Below are 25,170 nucleotides of genomic sequence, written 5' to 3' on the forward strand. Positions count from 1 at the left end.
GAGCGACGCAAGGTCTCGCTGCCGGGATACCCCTTTCAACGCAAGAGGCACTGGATGGAGCTGGCCGGAACGGGGTGGGATCGTCAGGGCGTGCGAGCCCGAAGCACCGCGGGCGTGCACCCGCTGCTGGGGAGCAGACAGGACTCGCCGGCGAGGACGCGACAGTTCGAATCGTCGCTGGGGTCGTCCACGCCCGCGTTCCTCCGAGACCACGCCGTGTACGGGCAGCTCGTCGTGCCAGGAGCGGCGTACGTGGAGATGGGGCTCGCCGCTGGCCTGTCGCTGTTCGGTGCGACGGGAGGCGTCGTCGACGAGCTCGGGTTCTCCCAGGCCCTCTTCCTCCCCGACGAAGGGGAGCGCCGCGTGCAGTTGCTCTACACGCCGGAGGGAGACCGCGCGGGGAGGTTCGAGATCTTCAGCCAGGAATCGACAGGCGGTGACGCCGAGCCGTCATGGACGCTTCATGCCCACGGCAAGCTCCGCGCGGCGACGCGAGAGTCGGGAGGACGTGTCGACCTCCAGGCGTTGCGGGCGGCGCTCGACACCGAAGTGGCCGTGGGTGGCTACTACGAGAAGCTGGGCAAGGCGGGCCTCGCCTATGGCCCCAGCTTCCGCGCGATTCGAGGGCTGTGGCGCGGTGGGAGCGAGGTGCTGGGGCAGCTCGCTCTGTCTGGCGCGGCCGTGGTGGATGTGGAGCGCTACGTCCTCGCGCCCGCGCTCCTGGATGCCTGCTTCCAGATGGTGGGGGCCGTCCTGGAGGAAGAGGGGGATGCCGCCTATCTGCCTGTCGAAGTCGGAAGCGTCCAGGTGCGGATGGCGGGAGTCCGTGAGGTCTGGGCGCACGCGCGGATGTCGCGCGACGAGGACTCGAAGGCGCCTGGCTACACGTGTGACCTGGAGCTGTTCACCGCGGACGGCGAGCCCGTGGCCGTGGTGGAGCGACTGCGTCTACAGCGCGTCGGTCGCGACGGATTCCTGGGGGTGAGGAGCAAACGCTTGCAGAGCTGGCTCTATGAGCTGGAGTGGCGAGACGCTCCGTTGGTGGAGTCGACCCCATCGGCAGCGCAGGAGGTCGTGCCCTTCGGCCTCATCCTCGAGGATGGGGCGGGGGTAGGGCGCCGCCTCGCGGAGTGTCTCCAGGGACGTGGCTGGCGTGTGGAGACCGTTACGAGAGAGCGGGCCTTCGACCGCGAGCGCGCCGAGGCGCTCCTCGCGATGCGTGAAGGCACGGCGCCGGTGCACATCGTCGACCTCTGGAGTCTGGATGTCGCGGAGCCCGATGTTCCCGGGGCGGCCCTGGCGCATGGCGCGCGAGCGTTGGAGCTGGCACAGGCCCTCGTGCGTTCCCCAAAGGGGGCGACGTCGCTGTGGCTGGTGACGCGCGGTGCACAGGCCGCTGTCGAAGGAGAGCCACTCTCGGGCCCGACGGGCTCGGTCCTGTGGGGGCTCGGCAAGGCGATTGTCCGCGAGCATCCGGAGCTCCAGTGCCGTCGAGTGGACCTGGACACGAGTGCTCCTGAGCACGAAGTGGAGCAATTGCGAGACGAACTGCTCGGAGGGGGCGATGAGGAGGTGGCCCTTCGAGGTCGAAGTCGCCGCGTTCCGCGACTGGTGCGCAGCCGTCGACTGAAGTTGTCGAGCGGGGAGCCCGCAGTCACGCTGCGTCCAGATGCGAGTTACCTCGTCACAGGTGGGCTCGGTGGACTGGGGCTCGCCGTGGCGGAGCGACTGGTGGAGCGTGGGGCGCGACATCTCGTCTTGATGGGGCGCAGGGCTCCGGACGTGGAAGCACGCGCGCGACTGGCGGTGCTGACGGAGCAGGGCGTGGAGGTCCGGACGCTCGCCTGTGACGTGTCCGTGGCTTCTGACCTCGAGCGAGCCATCGAGGGAATTCAGCCGCCCATCCGAGGCGTGGTGCATGCCGCGGGTGTCATCGACGACGGGCTGTTGATGCAGATGACGCCCGCGCGGTTCGCGAGTGTGTTCGCCGCCAAGGTCTCTGGCGGATGGAATCTGCACCGTGTGTTCCAAGGGGCGTCGATCGACTTCTTCGTCCTCTTCTCCTCGGCGGCCTCGATGATTGGCTCCGCCGGTCAGTCGAGTTACGTGGCCGCCAATGCGTTCCTGGACGCGCTGGCGCACCTGCGTCGGGCCGAGGGGCTGCCCGGCCTGAGCCTCGACTGGGGTGCCTGGTCCGAGGTGGGCGCCGCCGCGGAGCAGTCACTCCAGCGGCGCATGGAGCAGCAGGGCTTCGGCGTGATTCCTCCAGCGGATGGGCTGCGCATCTTCGAGCAGGCGCTGGGCCTGGGAGGCCAGCTCGGCATCCTGCCAGTGGACTGGGCCGTGCTCGGAAGGCGGGGCCGTTCCGTGTTGTACGAGGACTTCGTCGCGCAGCCGAGCGCGGCTGCAGGCGAAGACCTGCGAGCGAAGCTGGAGCGCCTGCCGCCCACCGAGCGCCGCGGCGAGCTGCGCGCGCACGTGGGGGGCCTGGTGAACGGTGTGTTGGGGCGGCCGCTGACGGAGTCGTTGGACCCGGGTCAGGGCTTCTTCGACTTGGGCATGGACTCGCTGATGTCCGTGGAGCTGCGCAACGTCCTCCAGCGAAGCCTGGGTGTCTCGTTGCCCGCGACGGTCGCCTTCGACAATCCCACGGTGAACGCGCTCGTGGACCATCTCGCGAGAGAGGTGCTGGGGCTGCAGGAGCAGGTGGCGCCCACGAGGCAGCTCGTCGAGGACGCGGACCTGGAGGCGCTCTTGTCCGACGTGGATGACCTGGCCGATGGGGACGTCCAGGACCTGCTGCGCCGCCGCCGCTGAGTCGAGCTCCGTGAGGACATCATGACGACGGATTCCACCACCCCCCGCCTCAGTGACCTGCCGCCGCTGAAGCTGGCGTTGCTGGCGCGCAAGGTCGAGTCGAAGCTGGCGATGGCGTTGAGCGAGCCCATCGCCATCATTGGAATGGGCCTGCGGTTCCCAGGGGGCGCGGACACGCCGGAGTCCTTCTGGGAGTTGTTGAAGGAAGGGAGGGAGGCCATCGCCCCGATTCCTTCATCGCGCTGGGATGTCGACGCGTACTACGACCCGACACCGGGGACGCCGGGGAAGATGTACACGCGTCACGGGGCCTTCATCCGAGGGGTGGAGGACTTCGACCCCCAGTTCTTTGGCATCTCTCCCCGAGAAGCGTCGCGGATGGACCCTCACCAGCGCCTGCTCCTGGAAGTGACCTGGGAGGCATTGGAGCGCGCGGGCCTGTCGGCGGCGGACCTCAAGGGCAGCTCGACGGGGGTGTTCGTCGGGATGATGAACGAGGACTTCTCGCACCTGATGACGGATGCGACGCAGATCGACCTGCACACCGCTTCGGGTTCGGGGTTGAGCGTCGCCGCGGGGAGGCTGGCCTACAGCCTGGGGCTGCAGGGGCCGACGATGGCCGTCGACGCGGCGTGCTCGTCGTCACTGGTCACCGTGCACCTCGCGTGTCAGAGCCTGCGGACCCGCGAGTGCGATTTGGCCCTGGCCGGCGGCATCAGCCTCATCCTGTCTCCGCTCACGTCCGTCGTGAACTGCGCGATGCGCATGCTCTCCGCGAAGGGGCGGTGCAGCACGTTCGACGCCTCGGCGGATGGCTTCGTGCGAGGTGAGGGCTGTGGGATGCTCGTGCTCAAGCGACTGTCGGACGCGGTCGCGGACAGGGACCCCATCCTTGCGTTGTTGCGAGGCTCCGCGACGAATCACAGCGGCCAGTCGAGCGGCCTGACAGTGCCCAATGGCAACGCGCTGGCGAAGGTGATGCGAGCGGCCCTGAAGTCCGGAGGGGTAGAGCCCGAGCAGGTGGGCTACCTGGAGGCCCATGGCACGGGAACGGCCATTGGGGACCCTATCGAGATGGAGGCGCTGGGCCGCGTCTTCGGGCCCGCGCATTCACGTGAGCATCCGATGGTCGTCGGCTCCGTGAAGACGAACATCGGCCATACCGAAGGCGCGGCGGGTGTGGCGGGAATCATCAAGGTCGTGCTCGCGCTGCAACACGAGGAGATCCCCGCGCACCTGAACCTGGAGACGCCGAATCCCAACATCCGCTGGGATGCGCTGCCCGTCGTCGTGCCGCGGAAGCGAATGAGCTGGGCGCGAGGGCCGAAGCGGCGAATCGCCGGAGTGACGGCGTTCGGCTTCAACGGAACGAACGCGCACGTGCTCATCGAAGAAGCACCTCTCGTCGAGGCCGCACCGGTGGAGGTCGCAACGTCCCCTCAGCTCCTGCTGCTGTCGGCCCGCTCCGCGCCCGCGCTCCAGGCCTTGGCGCGGCGCTATGTGGAGCACTTCGCGACGGAACATCGGCATGCTTTTGGTGATGTCTGCTTCACGGCCAACACGGGCCGGGTTGCGTTCGCACATCGGGTCGCCGTCGTGGCGTCGAGTGCCAGCGAGGCCCGCCAGCGGCTCACGAGCTTCGTGCAGGGGGAACAGCTGCCGGGCGTGTGGACCGGTTCCGGACGGCAGCGGCCCCGACTGGCGTTCCTGTTCGCGGGGTGGGATCGGGAATGGCAGGGGTGGGGACGGCGACTCGTCGAGTCCGAGCCTGTCTTCCGGGAGGCAGTCCTCCACTGTGAGGGCGCGCTGGGCCGTCCTCTCGTCGCAGGACTCTTCCCCGAGCGAGGGGCGGCTCCACGGCCGCTGGGACCAGGGCTCGCGCTTCCGGGGATGTTCGCGGTGCAGTGTGGACTGGTGCAGCTGTGGAGGGCGTGGGGCATCGCGCCCACGGCGGTGTTGGGTGTCGGCGTGGGGGAGTACGCGGCGGCCTGTGCCGCGGGTGTGCTCACCTGGGCGGACGGCATGTCGCTCGTGGCGACGTTGGGCGAGCAACTCGAGCGCGCGGCTCCCGGTGCTGAGCTGACGGTCGAGCGACCCGAGCGTCTCGCGGATGTCCTCCCGAGGTTCCCGGACGTATGCCTGTTGGGGCTCGATGGAGAGGGGCGCGGCATTCTCTCCGGCACGAACGCGACCATCGAAGCGGTGCGGGCGGAGCTGCTTCAGCAAGGGATTCGTGCCGACCCGCGCGACACACCGCATGCAGTCACCCTGACGACCTGGAGCGCGGCGCGTGATGCCGTGGCTGCTGCGGCACGCTCGAAGATCCACGATCGACCTCGGGTCCCCTGGCTCTCGGCGCTCACGGGAAGGGTGATGGAGTCGCCCAACGCGGAGGCCTGGCGAGAGCGCTCGGGAGCTCCGGGGCAATGGCTCAGCGCGATGGATGCGTTGAGCGGGCACGGAGTGAGCGGATATCTGGACGTGGGCCCCGGCGCGGGCTGGATGGCCCTGGGGCAGCGAAGCCGTCCCGCGTCAGCGCAATCCTGGTTCCCCAGCTTGCGCGCACCGGACGACGACAGGACAGCGCTCCTCAAGAGCCTCGCGGGCCTGGTGGCCGCGGGGGCTGAAGTCGCGTGGTCGGAGCTCTATCGAGACAGCGCCCACGACAAGGTGGTGCTCCCGACGAGCTGTTTCCAGCGCAGTCGGTACTGGTTCGATCGCCCCGCGACGCCCGATGTGCCCTCAGCCGTGCCAGGAGGGGACCTCGAAGCGTTGGCGGGACAGCTCGACCTGCTCGAACAGCTCACGGACGAGCAGGTCCAGGCGTTGCTGGAAGGCCAGAAGCAAAGAGGCTGAGCCGCTACCGCTGGGGGGGCTGCGCGCAGGCTTGGACCATGGCTGTGATTGCGGACAGCGTGGCGAGGTTCTCCACGCGCATCGCGTCCGCGGGGATGGTGATGCCGTATTGCTTCTCGATGAAGCTCATCATCCGCGCTGTCTCCAGCGAGTTCAGGATGCCGAGTTCGAGCAAGGGAGTGGAGGGCAGGAGCTCCTCCGCCTCACCTTCGAGAATCTCTTCGGCGATGTACCGGGTCAAACTGGCGAGAAGCTGAGTCTGATTCACGGTGTCGACCCCCATGAGGAGATTGGGCCGACGGGTCGGCCTCGAAGGTCATCCTATCGATGAACAAGGTTTTCAGGAATGCCCATGCTTTCGCTTCTTTGATCGCCACCTCGGATGGTCTCTCTTGATTCTCCCCACCATGCTCGCTTGAACGCGACTGTCAGGTGGGGTGTTGTCAGAGAATGTCTTGAGAGGGGTTGGGGCTCGCTGAAATGGCCCAATGCTCTCCGTTAATGGCCGTCTAGCAGGTGGCTTGCCAGTTGCAGCCGAGTCCTTCCGTTGGGCCATTCTAGTGTTCCCCTGATGGCCCGGTTGGGGCTGACGAAGTGGCTAACGATAAAAGACGAGGTCTTGGTGCCCTGTGGCCCTCGATTCAGGGGGCTCTTGGTCTCCCGAGTCCCGAAACCAGGATGCCGAGTCCGGCGGCCGGGACGCTCATTCTTGCCTGGGTGGATTCGCTCCCATGGGGTTCACTTCGTGTATGGATTCGGCATGCACTGGGTTGGTTGTGGCGCAAATCATGTGAGCAACCAACCCAGCGCGACCTTGAATTGACCCTGGCACCTGTCACAAGGTGCGCGTCCATTTGTCAGGTATCGAACTGCGATGGGTCGACGGGGAGCTTTCCTGAAATGACGAGATGGTGGAGGGGTGCGGCGCTTGTCGCATGGGCTCTTTGTTGTTCGTGCACGAAGCCTGCGGCAGAGCAGGGGGCGGGGACTGGCGGTCTGGTATCGGCCTCCCCCGCGGTGGGCCGCTTCGATGGTGGCGTGGTGACGCAGGCGGAACTGGCCGAGGAGTCGGCCCGACTGCCCTCCCCCTTGCGTGAGCAGTTCGAGCGCCCCGCCGGGCAGCGCGAGTTCGTGCGCTCGATGATCGACAAGCGCCTGTTGGCCCAGGAGGCCCGGGTCCGCGGCCTCCATCAGAAGCCGGAGATCCACAAGCAGGTGCAGGCCCTGGAGGAGCGCCTGGTCATCCAGGAGTTGCTCGCGGCCGAGGAGAAAGCCGCGGGCACGCCGGGTGAACAGGCCCTGCGCGAGTACTACCAGCAGCACCGCGACGAACTCGCCCAACCCGAGCGCCTGCGGCTCGCGCGGGTGCAGGTGGTGGTGCCGCCCGGTGCGACGGCGACGCAGCGCGCCCAGGCGAAGCAGAAGGCCGAGCGACTGGCACAGCGCCTGAAGTCGGGTGAGGCGCTGGAGAAGGTGGCGGCGGATGGGGATGGACGGGGCGGGGAGCTGGGCTGGGTGGCCCGGGGAGACCTGTCGGACCGCGAGCTGGAAAGCGCGGCGTTCAGCTTGAAGAAGGTGGGAGACACCAGCGCGGTGGTGGCGGAGGCGAAGGGGTACTCGGTGGTGCGACTGCTGGAGCGCCGGGAGGCGAGGGTGCCCGCGTTCGAGGAGGTGAGGGCGGAGGTGGAGGGGCGCGCGCTGCCGCAGTGGAAGCGAAAGGTTCTGGAAGGATTGCTGGCCCGGCTGCGTGAGGCGGGCTCGGTGAGCATCGACATGCCAGTGGCGCCCTGAGGGCGTGGTCGGGAGCGTCTGTGTATTTCTGTGATTCGAATGGCGGTCTCGCGCGCTTCATTCCAGGGCTGATTGCGGCGGCCCTGACGCTCGCTGCCTGTCGTGATGAGAAGGTCATGGCCGAGGTTGGCAAGAGGGACGTGCTGGACGCGGATGTCACGGCCTACATCGCTTCGCGCAGCTCGAGGGACCGTCCGACGCCTGCGGAGGCACTCGATGCACTGGTGGGGCGCAGCCTCCTCGCGGAGGAGGCTCGGCGAGCCGGGCTCGACAAGGATCCGGACCTCCAAGCGCGGCAGCGCGCGTCCGAGCGCGAGTTGCTTGCGCAGGCACTCTTGGAGAAGCGTCTGGCGGAGGCGAGCACGGAGTCGAAGCTTCGCGAGCGCTACGCGGCGACGCGAGAGCGGCTCGGCCGCCGCGAGGTCCATGTCCGCCAGCTGCTGATCCGCGTTCCACCGTCGGCGGATGAGCAGGCCCGAGCTCAGGCGCAGTCTCGGATGAATGGCCTGTTCGCTCGACTCGCGGGAGGAGCGCCTTTCGAGAAGGTCGCGCGCGAAAGCTCCGAGGACCCGAGCACCGCCGCACGGGGCGGAGATCTGGGGCCCGTGCTGGAGGGACAGGTCGACGACGTGTTCTTCGAGGAGGCTGCGCGGCTCGCCAAGGGGGAGCGCTCCCGTCCGTTCGCGACGCCGTACGGTTTGTATCTCCTGGAGGCGGTGGAGCCTGTGAAGCAAGTGGTTCCGAGCTTCGATGAGGCGCGCGGGAAGTTGGAGGCAGAGGCTCGCCGCGAGGCGCAGGAACGGTTGCTGGAGGAACTCCGGGCGCGAATCCCCGTGAAGCTCTACCCGGAGCGGCTCAGCCAGGATGGAGCCCCCTCCAGTGGCGGCGGGGGGACGAGGGACGCGGGGCGTGGGCGATGAGGCGTCAGCGGCATGGCTTCAGGAAGTCTCTCATCCGGGATGGCGGACTCCCTGGGGGGATGGGCGTGTGCGAGTCGGGCAGGCGAGGAGAAAAGGGATGAACCAGGGTGGCGTGGGAGTCTGGTCGAAGCGGGTGTTCGCGCTCCTGGTGGTCGCGGCCCTCGCGAGCTGTCGCACGAAGTCGGAGGGTCAGGAGCCACTCCCCAGTGAGCTCGGCCCGGCGCCAGGCGTGTCGCGTGCGACGCTCCCCGTGGAGTCGCTCGCTCCGGCGTGTGCGGGTGTTCTGCCCGAGACGGTGAATCCGAGCTGGCGACTGGGCGGGCTGTCGGTCCCCGGTGGAGAGGCTCGAACCGAGACCTTCGCTGCCTCGGACAACCTGGATGCCCTGGTGGTCCTTCAGAATGGAGATGGAAGAGGCACAGGGCGGGCACAGTCCGCGACCGTCTCTCTCAATGGTGTCGCGGTAGGGACGCTCTCCGCGGGCCAGGACTTGAAGGTCTTTCGTGTCACGCTCTCCGCGACCAACCAGCTCACGGTCGAGGCCCAGGGGGATGGTCGGGTCCGGGTCTCCGTCGCGACGCTGGGCACGCTTCCTTGCATGATGGCGGACACGGGATACCTGCAGCCGGGGCACGCGCCGTCTCCCGCCGTGGTCGACTTCGAGCCCAAGGGCGCGGGGACGCTCGGCGTGCTGGTGGTGGACATGTTGGGCGAGACCGTTGACGCCCAGGTTCGCTTGAATGGGGTGGAGGTCCTGGCGGGAGTGCCTCCCTCGCAACGCCGTGTCCATGCGACCGCCATCTCCTTGAACTCCACGAATCGGCTGGAGGTCCTGGTTCAGGGTGACTCCGATTCCAACGTGCGCGTCGCCATCTTCGATGCCGACACGCTCCCAACAGCACTGTCGTTCACCGAGCCCGAGGATGGCGCCTACGTCACCAGCTCGCCAGTCGTTGCCTCGGGTAGATATGGCAGCGATGGGAAGTCCTTGGTCGTCAATGGCACGCCAGCCTGGCTCGTGGGCTCGGATGGCTTCAGGTCGGACGTGCCGCTTGTGGAGGGCGTGAACTCCATCACGGCGGTCATGGCGGATTCCTGCGGGAACGTCTCCCGGGTGTGTCGAGCCGTGGTGCTCGATCAAAATGCTCCGGTCATCACCGTGCGAGGGGTGTCCGATGGCGACGTGACGCGCGGCCCCGTGACGGTGGAGTGGGAGGCGGTAAGCCCCTACGTGGTCAACACCTCGGCCACGCTCAATGGTGTCGCCATCGCGAACAACACGGAGGTGTCAGCGGATGGTGAGTACGAACTGCTCGTCACCGCTCAGGATCCCGAGGGCCGGGTGGCGATGAAGCGGGTTCGCTTCACGTTGTTGGTGCGGGTGCCGGTCATCACCGTGGCGGGTATCTCCGAAGGAGAGTTCGCCTCGCGGGTGGTGACTCCATCCATTCAGGTGGACAGCAACTATCTCGAGGCGCTGATCATCACGTTGAACAGCGTGGGGCATCCCAACAACACCCCCATCCACGAGGATGGCACGTACTCGCTCTACGTCGTCGCGAAGGACCGCGCCGCCAATTACGGCATCGCCACGGTGAACTTCACCATCGACCGGACCTTCCCGCTCGTGGCGTTGTCGGGCGTGGCGGAGGGCGCCGTTCTCAATGGGCCTGTCGTGGTGAGCTATACCGCCAAGGACCTCAACATGGCGGCGGAAGGGGTCGAAGCCCTCCTGGATGGCCAGGAGTATCGCGGCGGCGACACCATCTCCGCCGAGGGGCGGCATACGGTGAAGGTCACCGCCCGTGACAAGGCGGACAACCGAACGGTCTCCACCGTTTCATTCACCCTGGACTTCACGCCTCCACTCCTCGTGGTTGACGGAGTTCCAGAAGAAGGGCTCGTGGCGCGGGTCGTCACGCCCGTCTTCAGTGCCACGGATGCGAATCCTGGAAGCGTGAGCGCGACGCTGGGTGGCACGCCATTCGTTTCGGGGACGGCGGTGGGGGATGATGGGGCGTACCTGCTCGAGATTCGAGCCGAGGATCAAGCCGGAAACGTCACGAGTACGGTCAGGAGTTTCGTCATCGACCGCACGCCCCCCGTCGTGACGGTGGAGGGGGTCGACGAGGGCGAGCTTCGCAGGACGCCAGCGACGATCTCCTGGACTGTGGCGGATGCTCATCCTGGCACTGTCAGCGCAACCCTCGATGGCGCGCCGTTGACGAGCGGGAGCACGGTCTCCGCCTCGGGAGCGCACGTGCTGGTCATCACTGCGACCGACCTCGTGGGGAATGTTCGCGAGGAGCGGAGGAATTTCGTCCTGGATGCCGTGCCTCCGGTCGTCACCATTCGCAAGCCGGTGAATGGCCTGGTGACGCGGGAGGCCCAGGTGGAGGTCGAAGTCGAGGTGGTGGACGAGAGCCTCGTCGAGAGCGTTCTGGTGGGCGGGGAGGAGTTGGTCCGGGGGCCCGATGGTCTCTGGCGGCGGACGCATTCGTTGCTCGAGGGGACCAACCTCCTCGTGGTCACGGTCATGGATGCCGCGGGGAACACCTCGACCCAGAGCGTGTCGGTCATCAGAAACTCCGAAGAACCAGGAGATGGTGGGGTGGGAGATGGCGGGACTCCAGACGGAGGTGCTGGGCAGGATGCGGGGACACCGCCTCGGGATGCAGGGGTTCCGTCTCGAGATGCAGGCGCCATGGATGGCAGTGACGCTGGCTCGGTGGGGAACTCGGATGCCGGCGCTGGCGTGGAACCCGCTCCGGTCCTGGTGGTCGAGGCGCCGCAGGAGGGTGGGGTCTACGGGGGAGCCCACGTGGTCGTCCGTGGCCGGATCGAGGGGGGCACACTCCCGCTGACGGTCACTGTGCAAGGTGTGGGCATGGCGGTGAACGGTCGTGAGTTCACGGGCGCCTTGTCGCTCGCGGACGGTGACTACTCGCTCCAGTTCCGGGTGACGGATGCACGCGGCCGTTCGCAATCGCAGACACGGACCGTGGCTATCGACCGGCTTCCGCCTCAACTCTCGCTGACCCCTCCTTCTTCGGGGTGGGATCGCATCGCGCAATCGCCTTACTTGCTCATGGGGACGGTGGGAGACCGACACCTGTCGGAGGTGTTGGTGGATGGCGTTCCGGTGCGTGTCGTCGCGGGCGCGTTCAGCGCCTATGTGACGCTGCCACCGCAGGTTCCCACGCAGGTCAACGTGGTGGCTCGCGACGTCGCGGGCAACCGCACCCAGCAGATGGCCACGCTCACGCTTCGTGGAAGTGCTCCACGGGTGGCCATCCTGGAACCATCGAATGGGTTCGAGGCGCCGAATTCGGAGGTGACGGTTCGTGTGCGTGTCACCAGCGCCGCACCGCTTCGAAGTCTGAGAATTGGCACGGAGTCCCTCGACGTGTCATCGGCGCGGGAGGAGTACACCACGACGGTGCGATTGAGCCTGGGGGAGAACGTCATCCACGTCACCGCGGAGGACACGCAGGTGTCCGAAGGCGCGCTGGGCGGCATGGTGGGAGCGGCGAGTGTCACGGTGCGCTACCGCGACGCAAGTCAGGAGCCGCTCTCCGTGACAGGGGTCTCGCCGCGAGGGGGCGCGCAGGGAATTGAGCCCGACTCGCTGGTGAGCGTGTCCTTCAACAAGCCCATCCGAGGGACAGCCCTGGCAGAGCGCTTCCAAGTCCATGTGAACGGGGAGGGGGCGGCATTGCCTGGGGGCTACTCCGTGGCGCCCGGGGGGCAGACGGTGTCCTTCATCGCCAGGGATCCGCTCCCCGAAGGGGCTCGACTGAGGGTGCTGGTGAAGAACCTCGAGCCGGTGACGCTGCCGGGAATGGGCAACGCGGAGTTTTCCAGCGAGTTCACGGTGCGCCGTCCCTTGACGCGTGTGCGTGGGTACGTCGTGGATGCCGACTATCGGCCTCTGCCAGGAGTCAAGGTTTCGGTGGAAGGGACGACGCTGTCCACGGTGAGTGGTCCGGATGGCAACTGGACGCTCTTCCCGTCGCGCGGTGGTGAGCTGGCGCTTCGCTATGAGGGAGGCGTCACGTCCGAGGGACAATCGTTCCCCTCGGTGCGTCGCCGCCTGTTCGCCCAGTCCGAAGCCGACACGTTGGATGCTCCGTTGGCACTGACCGCCGTCGATACAGCCTCCGCCCAGGTGGTCGATGCCCTTCGCCCGATGTCGATGGACTTCGCCGGACGTCATCGGGGCCTGCGCGTGGACGTGCCCGCGGAGGGCTTCTTTTTCGAGGACGGTGCCACTCGCGGGTTGGTGACCGCGACAGAGGTCCAGCCCTATGCCCTTCCGCTGCCCATGGAGGGTCGCGCGGGCCTTGGCGCGCTCTGGCAGATGGGGCCGGCGGGGCTGAGGCTTCAGAAGGCCGTCAGCGTGACGTTCCCCAATCGAACGAACCTGCCCGCGGGGCGGTTGGCGATGGTCCTCGGTCATGATCCTCAGCGGCACCAGCTCAAGCGCGTGGGCTTCGCGCGGGTGAGCGCGGATGCGACGGTGCTGAATCCATTGAGCCCGCTGGGACTCACGTCCCTGGAGTTCGTGGGCTATGTGCCGCTCGACGAGGTCCAGCACCAGGCGGTGGCTGTGGCGCTGGGATTGGATGATGCGGGAGGCGACGCTGGGCAGCCGCTCGATGGCGGAAGTGGCCTTCGCGGTTCCAGGGGAGGCGTTCGCCCCGTGAGGTCATCGGAGCCCCTCTGGAAACAATTCCTGTCGAACTTCGCGGTGACAGAGGCGCACGCCCAGCTTGGGGGTGGGGTGAATCAAGCTGGCTACACCGCCTTTGACACCCTGGCGGGAATGGCCATACCGGGCGCGGTGACGGGCTCGGTGCGCGCTCCCTTGGAGCGTCAGCTCGAACTGGAGGTGAGCAGGCCCACGCTTCCAGGTCAGGGGGCGCCTGCGTCCGAGCAGACCGTGACGCTGCCCTATTCGTTGGCGCTCGACTTCCGGTCGCGCTTCGTCTCGATGGACCCCTATGAGGTGGCCAACCCCGAGACGGTGCTCGTGACGCTGACGGCGGAGGGCCCACAGGGGCCGTTGCCGGAGCCGACTCCGGGCGCATGGCAGGCGCAGGGTGTGGGCGAGGCGGCGGTGGCGCAGGATGTCGCATTGCCCGAGGGGCGGACGGTGCTGACCCTGTCCGCGTTGTCGAAGTCCTCGCATCGCCTCCTGAAGCTCGAGGCGGAGCTGGTTCGGGAGCCAGGGGACGCGGGGCCGGCGCGGGCGAAGCTGCGGCTGCGCACGTTGCAGGACACCTTCAGTGACGTGGGCGACGAAGCGGTCCACAGCCCGGTCCGCTTCAAGAACCTGAGGGTGACTGTCACAGGCCCTGGCGGCGGCTCGGTGGGGATGACGGGGGCCTCCGGAGGGTTTGGCATTCCGGTGGCGGGCCTGACGGGTGGGGAGATGGGGATTGCCTGCACGGAAGTGCCCACGGGCCCTCGTCTGGTGGAACGACTCGGGGATGATGGCGTCATCCGCTACACGCCGACGCTCAACCAGTTCCCGGTCTGCTCCCAGACGTTCACGGTGAGCCCGGGGAGCAGCGCGCGCGCGGACATCCTGGTGGATGTGCGGATGCTGTATGGCGCGCTGACCTTCGTGAATCGGCGAGGTGAGTCACTTGGGCTGAACTGTGACGAGGACGCTTACAGCCAGCGGGCCCAGACGCCGGGGGAGTTCGTCGACATCGCGCTGCGCGATGTGAAGTCCACCGAGGTGCATTTCTTCCGCGAGGATGACCTCGAGCACCCCATCGCCACGTTCGCCGCGGGGACGCCGAATGGAGCAGTGTGTAGCCAGGGCTCGTATCAGCCCGGCGACCCGCATGGTTACTACACGCGGGTGCGGACCGGCCCCGCCGCGCGCATCCGGCAGGTGGCGCGCGAGCGGTGCCGAGAGCTGGAGCGGGAGCTCGGAACCTCCGACGGTGGTGGCCTGAGCGACGCGGACCAGGGCTATTACGACGGGAACTGCCGTGACAACCGGACCAATCATCTGCGGTTGAACCCGGGGGATCGCCTGGTGGTCTTCGCGGTGAACCACGCGACGGGCTACTCGGGCATGGCCCACGTGACGGTGCCCGCCGTGAACCGTGTCGAGCGCTCCGCGTCGGGGGCCTGTCAGGCGGATGACGAGGCGGGTGGACCGCTGCAGGTGACGGAGTTGGGCGAGACGATGACGCTGTCTCGGTGCACCCAAGCGGAGCTGGGGATTCCCGCGGACCTCAAGCTCTATCCTCCCGAGCTCGACATCCGTGTGTCCAGACGTCTGACTCCCGAGGGCGTTCAGGTCGCGGCGCGGCCGAGCCTCGTTCGTCACGGTGGGGCGGGGACGACGAAGGATGACTTCCTCCAACTCGACACCCACTGGCGCGTGCGCCAGTTGCCTGAGGTGGCGACTGACGGTGGCGTCGGGAGTGATGCAGGCGTGGTCGCGCATGTCGACGCCGGGCCGGACGAGGCGTCATGCGTGACGGTCGGCTACCTGCCGGATGGCGGCATCTGCGAGCCCGGGATGCTTCGGGACCTGGGCGCACCGGGAGAGGCGCTGGAGCAGTTCTGCTCCGAGCTGCCCGCGTCCTCGCCCCACCGGTTGCTCGGGCGCTGCGACATGGGGACGCCCCGTGTCGTGGACGTGCCTCCTGGTGTTCCCGCGATCGCGGGCCGTGTGGTGCGTGTCACGGGCACGGCCGAGGAGCAGCCCGTCGTGGTGACGTTCCCGGTGCGCCCGGGCCGGCACACGGCGTCTGTCCAGACTCCGTTGACCTACGTGAATGGTCAGGGCCAGACGGCGATCCTGGGGGCGCTGCCGAGGGCCAACTACTACCTGCACGTCGTCGGACATCCGATGCTCGAGCGGGACCGGAACGACGACGGCTTCCTCCAGCCCGACGAGGTGAACGCGCCGCCGCCGAACTTCTGCGAGCCCGGCGAGTGCAAGAATCGGGATGGGATGCCGGAGTCCGAACCGGGTACCGGTGAGCACCCCGAGTCACTGCCGAAGTGGGCGGTGGGGTTGAAGAACGTCTACCGGCATCGTGAGGAGAATGGCTCGGCGCTGGAGCGATATGACCGCGCTCGCGAGCATGAGTTCCGCGTGCTGGAGCTGGGTGCCGCCACCATCGTCGCCGAGGGTGGGGAGCATGTTCAGCTGGATGGTGGCTCGGCCGATGGGGGGCGTGTCCTCGCGGGGACTCGGCCTGAGGCCACGGATGATGACGTGGCGTACCAGTTCCTGCTCAATGGCCTGCAAACGCCGGACGTTCCGGGCCGTGCGGGGACGGTGAGTGGTGAATACCGGCTGCGGCTGGGAACGGATGACTTCGGCATCGAGTGCCCGGTGGCGTTCAACCCCGAGCAGCGGACGATCAGCGGCACCTGTGATGGAGAGTATCTCCCGGAGGTGCTGTCGGCGGCGGACATCCTGTACTTCGAGCTGTACCTGAGCGGGAACGCGGACAATGTGCTGTACCGCTTCAACTTCCATGGCATCTCGCCGCGCACGGACTTCGTGACGGCGGGCAGCGAGGACACGCAGGTTCGCTCGCTGGCGCGGGCGACGCCTTCGGCGCTGTCTTCGCAGAGCGCGACCTCTCGGCCCATCTCCGTCAAGGCCATGGCTCAATTCGCCATCGAGCCGGATGTGATGACGGAGGGGACGATCCGCCTCTGCGAGGGTACTGAGTGCACGAAGGACACGCTGCTCAAGGCTGCGGAGGTGCGGTACGTTCGGAACGAGGCGACGGGGGCAGGCAAGTACCAGGTGGTGAGGTATCTCGATGAGGCGGACGCGGATATCTCCCAGCCGCTCATCATCCAGGCGAAGCCGGGCGCGAACGGCGCTGGGCGCTTCGCGTTGCCGCTCGCCAATCACCTGGGGCGGATGCAGGACATGCGCGCGCAGGGACGAGAGGTGGTCCTGACCCTCGAGCCGAAGGCAGGGCCCACGGGCGTGAGCAAGCCGATGAAGCAGGTGCTGGGCGAGCCGGTGGGACGCTATACGTTCGTGAACGCCATGGCCGCCGGGCAGACGGTGTTTCAGGGGGTCAACCTCGCGGGAGGCCACCTCCGGGTGACGCACGAGGACTTCTCCGTCCCTCATCTCGCGGAGGCCGTGTCGTTCTCGCGGACGTTCAACAACCAGAACAATGAGGTGTCACCGCTCGGAGTGGGCTGGACTCATGACTACGAGGGGTTCGTCGTCGAGGAGGAATTGGGACGCTACATCGTCGTGCTGAATGGCCAGTCGTATGACTTCCCGGTCTGCGCGACGGTGAATCAAGCGGGCTTTGCGGCGAGTGACTGCAGCACCGACAAGTCCCACGGAGGGCGCCTCACGGTTGATGTGGATGGCGCGGAGTTCACGACATCGACGGGGATGGTGTACCGATTCAAGACCGAGTCGGTGCTCGCGACGGGAATTCCCGACCAGCGGCGATGGGTCCTGACGGAGTTCTCCGACGGTCAAGGCACGGATGAGCCGAAGCAGGGTTGGACGATGCTGACCTACGTTCCGGGCTCGGACCTCGTGGCGAGCGTCTCTCGTGCGCCGGGACATGTCACCCTGGTCTTCGAGTACAAGGATGCCGACGTCAGGGGGAACGCGGAGAAGCTGCGCCTGCTGGCACGCTCCCGGAACCTGAAGCTGATGTCCGCCGTAGGGCTCTACCTGAACTCGAGCCTGCCGTCGGGCGTGGGGCAAGGCGTCAATCCCGCTGCGGCCCTGCACCGGGTCGAGTTCGAGCACGACGCCTGGGGCAATCTGCTGAAGGCCGTGCGGCGGACAGGGCTGCCCCAGCAAGCCTGGCGCTACGAATACGAGCCTGTTCCGAAGCTAGCGACGGGTTACTCGCGCTGGAGGCGGGTCAACGAGCTCAGAGAGGCGCACTATCAGGTCAGCCAGGACACGACGCCTCCGGCGTCGGGTGACGTGGCATTTTTCGACCAGTGGGTGGCCCACTATACGAGTCAGGGGAACTCGAAGACGTTCGAGCACGTCGACCCGGCCGAGATCATTGACTCGGTGACGAGTTCCGGGAGCGGCCCTGCGGCCTACCAATTCTTCTATCCAGCGAAGGGGCAGCGCCGGGTAACGCGCCCCGATGGGGTGGACGTGGTGTTCTCCCTGTCGGATTACGGTAGTGCGACGAGGATGAAGGCGGGGGCACTGCCCGAGCAGAAGACGCAGTGGCGGGCCGATGGTCAGATCTCCCCGGACGTCGTGACCCTCTCGAATCAGGCGGAGCTCAAGTACAACATCGATGCGTCTCATCGCTTGACGTCTCTGTTCCTGCAGAAGGATGCAGTCGGATACCGAGACACTCTCGGGGTGAAGGCTGGCGAACCGCTCGTCCAGCAAACGTTCACCCACGACGTGAACAAGCAATTCGGCATCCCCGACCAGCGAATCACTCCCACGCGGGATGGGCATCAAGCCATCAAGACTCGCGTCACGACGAAAGGACAGGTCGAAGGCATCGCTTTCGTGAACAGCGACGGTTCGACGGCCTTGGATTCAGGGGTGCGCTCCTTCGGGACCGACGGCTCGGGTGTCCTCATTGCGGAGACGGATGCGCTTGGGCAACAGACCTCCTACAGCTCACCGAACGAGCTCGGTCTTCCTCAGCTCATCACGCTGACGCACCCGCACGCAGGCTCCCTGGGGTTGGCGACCCTGACCCGGAACGTGACGTACGACCGACTGGGGCGGGTCGTCGAGGTGACGGAAAACGAAACCGGGGCTGAAGAAGCGTGGCAGTACGACGGCCTCGGGCGGGTGACGCGGCACTTCATCAAAGCGGAGCCGGCGCAGGAGTGGACGTACACGTACACGCAGGGCGATCGGCGAACGAAGATGGAGGAGCGGCTCAATGGATCGCAACCGCTTAGGACCGTCGAGACCTGGGAGGTCGTCGATGGGGACCCTGGGGTGCGTGGCGTCTTCGTAGAGGAGAGCACGCCCTTTGGTCCCCCGGGGCAAGCGAAGGTGGCGATTCGGAAGCGCCACATCCAGAACGGGCGCGTGGTGGCGACGACCGATGCCGTGGGCGTGGAGCGTGCGTACGAATACGACGCCTCTGGCCGACTGACGGGGGTGCGCATCATTGCTGCTGGGACGACGGCAGGGCCGGTGGGTGGTTACGAAAGTCGTTACCAGGACTTCGACTCGAATGGGAATGCCCGTGTTGTCGTGGACCAGAACGGGCTGCGTACAACGGTGGGGTACGATGTCCTCGGCCGGGCCACGTTCTGGGACTACACGGGCGCCGAAACCGTGTCGGGAGAACGTTCCTCAGAGGAGTACCAGCGGGACTTCGCGGGGAATGTGCTGCTTCGAGCCTTCGGAAACAGCAAGTCGAGTCATGTTCTCGAGCACGCGCCCGATGCCGCGGGTCGCGTGCGCTCCACGAAGTCGCAGGGCGCTGGCGTTGGCGTCCATACCACCGTCGATTACGACGGTGCTGGGCGTGTGGTGAAACAGCATGACGTCGTCATGGGGACGGACGAGCGCTTCGAGTACCACGATGTGCTTGGACGTCTGACGCACTACTCGCGGACGATTCTGTCATCGGATGGGCCGCTTACGCTCGAAGAGGAGCGTCGGTATGAGGACGCGACGGCCGCGAGCACCGGTCTGAGAAAGGTTGCGATATCCCGGACCATCCAGATGGTGGGTGGTCAGGAGCGTTACGAGCAGACCGAAGAGTACTACGACGTGGCTGGCAGGCTCCGTGAGCAGGTTCGTTTCATCGCGGGTGAGCGGGCCACGTGGAAATACACCTACAACGAGCGTGGGCAGGTGCGGACCCTCGTCGCACCGACCGAGGGCCAAGCGACAGAGACCACGACCTACCATTACGACTCTGCGGGCAATCTCTATCGCGTGGAGGAGCCGGGTGATGCGAACAATCCGGCGGCGATCACGGAGACCGTGGTGGATGGAGAAGGGCGCGTCATCCAGCAGAAGGGGCCACACCCCGATGCGGACTGGCGGTTCACCTATGACGTGTTCGGGCAGCTCCTGTCGAAGGAACTGATGGCGACGGCGGGAAGCTCGGAAGGGGGGCGCTGGTCCTTTGCCTATGGGGTGCAGGGGAAAACGGGCGGTGACCTCACGGTGCCTGACAGCGCCGTCGAGGAGACAGATCCGCTGGGTTACAAGACCTATCGCTTCTTCAATGCGCGGTATCAGATCCTCAAGGAGGTGCGAGAGGACGCGCCGACCGTGGCAGGCGGCGGAACGAGTACGAGAAAGAACGCGACCACGACAACTTATGCGTATGCGGGATCGTGGCTTCAGAAGCAGGTGCGGACGGAGAGGACAGAAGGAACGGATGGGCCATCTTCCGTTCTGACCGTGGAGCACACGAAGTTCGATGACCGTGGGCGTTCGCTGGGGCGGAGTGAGCGCTGGCAGCGAGGTGCGGACTCGTACGAATATGTGACGAAGTCTCAATGGGCTGGGCGCACGGTGGCAGTGCTCCAGACGGGGACCGTCAGTGCCTCCCCAGAGGTGGTGCTGCCGCAGCGGAACTTCACGGTGACCACCAACAGCCTGGGACAGGCCGTGTCCAGGGCGCAGGGAGGTCTGACGGATGCCTGGAGCTATGATGCTGCGGGCATTCTGAGCAAGGAGCAACCTGCGGGTCGGCCTGCCACGCGTTACACGTACGACCAGGGCTTGGTCGTGGAGATGGCCTTGGGCGAGGGGGGGCTGACCGAGTACACGCGGATGACCTATCGCCTGGATGGGCGGCTCAAGAGCGTGACGGACCCTGCTCACCGCGTTCGGTCACTCTTCTATGGCCCCCGTGGCTTGATGGTCCGCGAGACCTTCGGCAGGGATGGGGTGCTCACGGACACGAAGTACGCATACGACGCTGGTGGCAATGTCGCCAGTGTCGCGAAGGACCCAGACAATCCCGGCGACGCCTGGCTGTACAAGTACGGCCCGCTGGGCGAGTTGTCGAGTGTGACGCCTCCGGGGCTGACTGCCTTCACGTATGGTTACGACGGACTCCGGCGGCTGAGGAGCATCCAGCGCCCGCCCGGAGGAGTGCCCTCGGAGTACTTCGAGTACGACTACCTGGGACGGACCACGAGCCGGGTGCGCGGTACGTCGAATTGGTCGACATCCTGGGTGAATGGCGTCCAACAAGTGACGAGTCCGAACAACTCGGAAGAGGCAGGTGGAAATGACCGTGACCTCGTTGAGACCCTGGTAGATGGCCGTGGTCGTCCAGTCTGGAAGACTTTCACGCCAGGCCCGTCCTCCGAGCCTCAGCAAGATATCACGAGATTGGCGTTCGCCTACGACGCGTCTGACGAGCTTGTTCAGGCGCATGAACACCGAGTCGGCAGGAGCGTGCTGAATACATTCCGCTACGATTCACGTGGCCGACTCGTGCAGGTGAGGCGAGGAAAAGACTCGGAGTCCGATCGCGAGGACTTGATCGAGTATGCGTATGCTTTGAATGCCGATCTGCTCAAACAACGGTTCTCCGGAGTGGCCGAAGTTGAGCCACTTCTGGTGCAAGAGTTCGAATACGATCTGCTGGGCCGGATCAACAACATAAAGACGCGAAACGCAGAGAAACTGGCATCAAGCCGCATCATCGAGTGGGAGCAAGGGGGCGGTCAGCTTGTGAGGGTGGCAGACGCTTCGATAGTCGAGCGTTGGTGCTATGACAGCCGAGGGTGGCTCAAGGCGGTTCGCACAACATCTGCGATTGCGGATGTCGACTGTGCGCAGTCACCTATTTCTCTGAAGATTGGTTTCCATTACGCGTACGACTCGCGCGGAAACCGTATCGAAGAGATTGCTCAGTATCCCAACGAACAGGGCACTATATCGAGCGAGGTCACGACTTATGGTTACGACAAGGCGGACCGCCTTACTGGAGTGAAGTACCCCAGTGGAAACGCTGTGCTCTATCTGCTCGCAATGGATGGGACGCGTCTTGGGGAACGCCATGCAACGAACTTCTCCGGTGCATTGTCTGAATCCGGCTACGGTCAAGCCTTGCAGGCTGCTCGTCGACTGGAGTATGGATTTGACGGCGCAGGAGGTCTTAAGTTTATTGATGACTTGACGTTGGATGGTGCGATGCGTAGGCAGGCGTCCATTTTCACGGATGGCTCAGGTCGTGTGCGGACCGAGATACGCTCAACGAACAAGACGTCTGATTATGAGTGGGATGCAGATGGGAAGTTGCGCCAAGTTCGCGTCCAGAAGCCAGGGGCGAGTGGGGCGCAAGAGTCGATAGTTGTGAGTTATCGCTACGGCTTTGATGGACTGCGTCGTGAACGAGTCGTGGCTGATGATACGACGCGCTACGTTTGGAATAGCGGGGAGCTTGTCGAGGAACAGCTTGGTGACGGGACGCGACTGCATCAGGAGCGGATCGCGGAAGTGACCATCTCCGTTGGAGATTTGCGAGTTCTTCATGATGGGCTCGGCAGCGGGGTGGGGCGAATCAAGACAGACGGAACTCTCACCGCGCACCGGTACGACGCCTGGGGCAACTTCCGTGACGACACAGCGCCCACGTCAGCGCAAGCGAGCATTGGCTACACGGGCCATGGCTGGGACGCGGACGTGGGCCTCACCTATGCCCAGCAGCGATGGCTTGACACTCATACGGGGCGATTCCTGTCCGAAGACCCCGTGGGGGCTGGGGCGTACCTGGGAACGCCGAATGGTCTTAACCCCTGGGCGTATGCCAATGGGAACCCGACGCGGTACACGGACCCAGATGGGCGACAGGGGCTCGAGCCTATGCAGCCGACTCCAGCCCCGGGTAGTGGCGGAGGTCCGAGCGGTGGGCTATCACCGCGCGCGATGCTTCCCTGGGAGCAGTGGCAGAAGCCGTCAACGACGGGCGGACCTAGTGCACAGCCCCTAACTCTTCCTCGTCCTTGGTGGTTCACTCCGCCAACACTTGCGCTGTGGCTCTTCTTCAATGGCCCCGGGGGGAGTGGATGTACACCAAGTGCAACCGAGGGATGTGGCGGGTTCACATCCGAGCAACTAGACGCGATTGCGCGAGAGCGAATCCTTTACCAGCAGGAATTGTGCGGCAACGGTGACCGAGCGGCGTGTGCGGTATTGACAAGGCTTGGGGGACAGTTGCCAATGTTCGCTCCTGGTGCTTCCAGCGCACTCGGGGCAGTCGTTCAGGAGCCTGTTCGTCCCAGTCCTGCGATAAAAGAACCTGCTCTGCCCGGACCCGCGGTGCAGGAGTCGTGGTCGTGGATCGATCCTGTCGTTGATCCAACTAATTTTGACGGTCCGTTCCAATTGTCGAGCGATGGCAAGGAGGAACCGGATCCGGCAGTGGGTATAGATGTGTTTTTCCGAGGTACGACACGCGGATATCCAGGAAATCGTGGCAATCAAATCATGGGGATCTCGCCAGTCTCCACGGATCCGCTCGTTGCGACTCTATTTGCCGCGGAAAGCGCATCGCACGGAGGTGAGGCCGTTGTCTTGATTGCTACTCGTCGAGACTTGGAGGGGGTCAAGTTCGAGGAGGGCAACATCTTCGCAGGCCTGGAACGCGAGTTCGGCGCCACGATTCCGCCGCTTGAATTCGAGGCGAAGGCAGGAATTAAGCTTCCGCTCGAAATTGCTCGCAAGATACTCAAAGAAATGGGCTACTCTATGCCGCCCAAGATTCATGGCAAGACGATGCTGGAGGAGAGGCTCAAGAGTTCTTCGCGTTTGACTAGTGAGCAAATAGATGAATTCGTGCGCAAAGTGAGTGAGGCCTCAAGGTGAATGGACAGAGTGGATCGGTTGTGATTAGTCGAGTGCGACAATCTGGTGGTCAGCATTGCGTCGCATGGGTTCGTTGCAGCGGAACCGTGCGGTTGGGTGATGCCTTTCGGCGCGCTGAGAAGATGCGGTCGATAATTGAGCCCGATGGGACCGAGGGTAGTGTGCCTTTGGAGATCATTGATCTGCCGGAGGTTCGTTTGATTCGAATCGAGGCTTATCGAAGGCAATGGAGCGAACTCTATGATGGAATGACGGCCGAGGTCGAATTTCAGGGGGCTGGTTGTTCTGCTATAGTCGATGGAGTTGTCTTGTATGTGTCGTGATTTCATGGCTGGTTAGGATGTGTTTGTGTGTTGGTTGGCCGAATAGAGGCATACCTGGCTGAGGACCCGGTGTGGGCGGAGGGCTACTTGACCACGCCAACAGAGTTGAATCCGTGGCTCTACGCTCGGGGGAGTCCTTTGGAGTTCACGGACCCGGAGGGGCGCTCGGACTGCTTTGATGGCGAGGACCACGGTATGTGTGAGGCTCGGCTCAATGCTGCTGGCAGATGGAAAGGTTCTGTGTTCGACTCGTCCAGTAGGCTTTCGCGCCGGCATGTTCCGCAGGCTGGATCGCACTCTTGTGGTGCACCATGCGGCGAGATGGCTGCTGAGCATCACGGCGTTCAGGTGACCGAAGCTAGGCTGACGCAGACCCCAGAATCCACTTCGCTCATTGTAGGTTCATCACTGTTGCAGCGGGATTTCAATGTGTATGATAAACAGGCGGGATTCACGGCAGGCGCGCTTCGCGATGTTCTTAGTCGTGAGGCTCCCGTTCTTCGGCGAATCTGGATGGGATGGGATTTGCTGCCCGAGGGGCTGGTGTAAAGACGCTTACTGAGAGACTTGCTGGACTTGGTGTCTTTACTGCTCCGAGGTGATGCGAATGGAAGTCGTAATTGTCGATGTCCGACGTGAGGGCGATGGTCGATGGATTGCGGACTTGATGTTGGATGAGAGTCTGGGGCGTATCGTGCTGGAATTCCATCCTCCAGAGGGGGATGACGCCTCGATTAATGTTGAGCCAGGTCAGCTAGAGGCTACCCGTGAGTGCAAGGAGGTGGTTTGGCTTATTCGTAAAGTGCGAAAAGGCGAGCGCCTAATGGTCCCATACCGCGTCGACGTTGAAGGCCGGTGGCCAGATTGGCCGTCTGTGAATGAGTCTTCTGACGAGCCACTGGAGCGGTCTCGAGATATCGTCCTTTTGGAAATAGCGGAGGAGTCACCAGGGGTGTGGGGGGCGGAGACTCTTGTGGATGGCTTTCCGGAGAGATTAGTGATCCGGCTGTCTAGGGATGGAGGGCGGCATGTGTTGTTGAGGTGCAGTGGTAGGTTGCGTGCTGCGTATGAGTTTGTTGATGTTTGTTGGGTGTTGGTTCGGGCAAGTGAAGGTGAACGGCCTGAGTTGCCAGTGCGCATTCCGTGCGGCATGCCGAAGTGGCTGAGAAACAAGTTCGAGAGGTAGGGTGTGGGCGAGAGTTTGTTTGCGAGTCAGTTGGTGTCGAGTGTTGTTCGGCTGGGTGCTGGTGAGTTGGTTGTTGAGGATGGGTTCGGCTTCATGGGTGTTTCTTTTGTGAAGGTGTCGATCGATGGGGAGGATCTCGAGCGAGTTGATGTGTTTCGTGATGCGCCCGTTTCTTGGAGGAGATGGATGCGAGTGCGAATGCCTCTGGGAGTTGTCTGGTTTTTGCGTGTGCTTGCGGAGTTGCAGAGGATGGAGGGTGGGAGGGGCAATGTGAGGCTGAGTGGGGCGACAGTGTGTTGGCGGATGGATGCGGTAGGGGAGCGGCTTGAATATGTTTCTTGACGGGGATGGCTGTGTTTCCGGGATAAGGGCGGTGAGGTCTGCGCTTGGACGCGAGGCGCTTTTGTTGGATCGTCAGGCGGTTGTTTTTCCTGTGGACTTCAGGCGATAGTTGCTTGGCGAGGATGT

6 protein-coding genes and 1 pseudogene are annotated in these 25,170 nt (G+C 65.0%); 6 read left to right on the top strand and 1 reads right to left on the bottom strand.

The features are described 5' to 3' along the window. The first annotated feature begins 93 nt into the window (after window positions 1-93). From LXT21_RS15730 to LXT21_RS15740, 3 genes and pseudogenes are all read left to right on the top strand, one after another. Window positions 94-190: pseudogene (locus tag LXT21_RS15730) on the top strand. Beyond that, window positions 178-2,817: a type I polyketide synthase gene (locus LXT21_RS15735; RefSeq protein ID WP_254039117.1), complete on the top strand. Its 2,640-nt coding sequence runs from the start codon at window positions 178-180 to the stop codon at window positions 2,815-2,817. The pseudogene LXT21_RS15730 and the gene LXT21_RS15735 overlap by 13 nt, the downstream one beginning before the upstream one ends. 21 nt (window positions 2,818-2,838) lie before the next feature. Further along, the gene (locus LXT21_RS15740; RefSeq protein ID WP_254038950.1) at window positions 2,839-5,673 is read left to right on the top strand and encodes a type I polyketide synthase; all 2,835 of its coding nucleotides are present in this window, start codon (window positions 2,839-2,841) and stop codon (window positions 5,671-5,673) included. A gap of 4 nt (window positions 5,674-5,677) precedes the next feature. On the opposite strand, the gene LXT21_RS15745 is transcribed toward LXT21_RS15740, so the two are convergent. Next, window positions 5,678-5,941, bottom strand: coding sequence for an acyl carrier protein (locus LXT21_RS15745; protein WP_254038951.1), 264 nt, complete (start codon window positions 5,939-5,941; stop codon window positions 5,678-5,680). 773 nt (window positions 5,942-6,714) lie between these two features. Here LXT21_RS15745 and LXT21_RS15750 point away from each other — a divergent pair. The 3 genes from LXT21_RS15750 to LXT21_RS15760 all read left to right on the top strand — a co-directional run bounded on the left by LXT21_RS15750 (window position 6,715) and on the right by LXT21_RS15760 (window position 23,193). Continuing rightward, window positions 6,715-7,464, top strand: a complete 750-nt coding sequence (locus LXT21_RS15750) for a peptidylprolyl isomerase (protein ID WP_254038952.1) — start codon at window positions 6,715-6,717, stop codon at window positions 7,462-7,464. A gap of 116 nt (window positions 7,465-7,580) precedes the next feature. Then, window positions 7,581-8,384: a peptidylprolyl isomerase gene (locus LXT21_RS15755; RefSeq protein ID WP_254038953.1), complete on the top strand. Its 804-nt coding sequence runs from the start codon at window positions 7,581-7,583 to the stop codon at window positions 8,382-8,384. Between the two features lie 97 nt (window positions 8,385-8,481). Continuing rightward, window positions 8,482-23,193 carry an RHS repeat-associated core domain-containing protein gene (locus LXT21_RS15760; RefSeq protein WP_254038954.1) on the top strand — a complete coding sequence of 4,904 codons (14,712 nt, stop codon included), beginning with the start codon at window positions 8,482-8,484 and terminating at the stop codon, window positions 23,191-23,193. The last annotated feature ends 1,977 nt before the right edge of the window (window positions 23,194-25,170 follow it).

It is taken from the genome of Myxococcus guangdongensis, from assembly GCF_024198255.1.
GTDB classification, from domain to species: Bacteria; Myxococcota; Myxococcia; order Myxococcales; family Myxococcaceae; genus Myxococcus; species Myxococcus guangdongensis.